The organism is Microbacterium sp. NPDC064942 (assembly GCF_049545525.1).
GTDB lineage: Bacteria > Actinomycetota > Actinomycetes > Actinomycetales > Microbacteriaceae > Microbacterium > Microbacterium gawkjiense.
In genome coordinates, this window is record NZ_JBMWDR010000022.1 from 1 (window position 1) to 1,063 (window position 1,063).

The following is a 1,063-nucleotide window of genomic DNA, read 5'->3' on the forward strand; positions in this document are numbered from 1 at the left end:
TGTACTGACCCGGATCGTTGTTGACGTAGGAGAAGCCTCCGGTGTCGAGTTGGAGCTGTCTAGTTCTGCAGCTCGAACACACGGAGGCTTCTCGTGTCCCACGCTAATGCCCGGCTCACTCCGGCCGGCAGGTTGATCATGGTTCAGCGCATCCAGTCGGGGCGTGCGGTCGCTCATGTCGCGGCGGAGATGGGGATCTCGCGCACGGCGGCGTGGCGGTGGTGGCGCAGGTTCCGCGAGCACGGCCCGGCGGGTCTGGTGGACCGGTCGAGCGTCGCTCATTCGCATCCCCGTCGGACGGCGGCATGCGTGGAGACCCGGGTGCGGATCATGCGTCATCTGACCCGCCGCGGCCCGATGTTCATCGCGGGCAAGCTCGGCCTGCAAGCCTCGACCGTGGGGCGGGTGCTGCGCCGGCACGAGGTGCCGCTGCTGCGCGAGCTGGATCCGGTCACGGGGACGGTGATCCGCGCGACCCGTCGGTCCGCGAAACGCTACGAGCACGACCATCCTGGGTCGCTGATCCACGTGGATGTGAAGAAGCTCGGCCGTATCCCCGACGGCGGTGGATGGCGTCTGCATGGCCGTGGCGAACGCCCGAATCGGCATCGCGGTGCGGGTTATGACTATGTCCACACCGTCATCGACGACCACTCCCGCGTCGCCTATGCCGAGATCCACGACGACGAGAAAGGCGCGACCGCGGCGGCGGTCCTGGAGCGGGCCATCGCGTTCTACTCCGCTCTCGGGGTCACGGTCGAACGGGTCATCAGCGACAACGCGTTCGCCTACCGACACTCCACCGCGTTCCGCGCTGTGATCGACGCTCACGGCATCGCACAGAAGTTCATCCGACCGCACTGCCCCTGGACGAACGGGAAAGTCGAACGCCTCAACCGAACCCTCGCGACCGAGTGGGCCTACGCCCAGCCCTGGACCTCAAACGATGATCGCCGACAAGGATTGACGGCCTGGCTCGACCACTACAACCTAGACAGGCACCATCTCGGCATCGGAGGCCACCCACCCATCGACCGAATCAACAACGGTCGAGGTCAGTACA

Annotated in this window: 1 protein-coding gene; it reads left to right on the forward strand. The window is 66.1% G+C overall.

Annotated features, from left to right (window positions below):
* Nucleotides 1-93: 93 nt before the first annotated feature.
* A partial coding sequence (locus tag ACPEH2_RS15730; RefSeq protein WP_359921466.1) for an IS481 family transposase occupies nucleotides 94-1,063 on the forward strand: 970 nt, incomplete at its 3' end.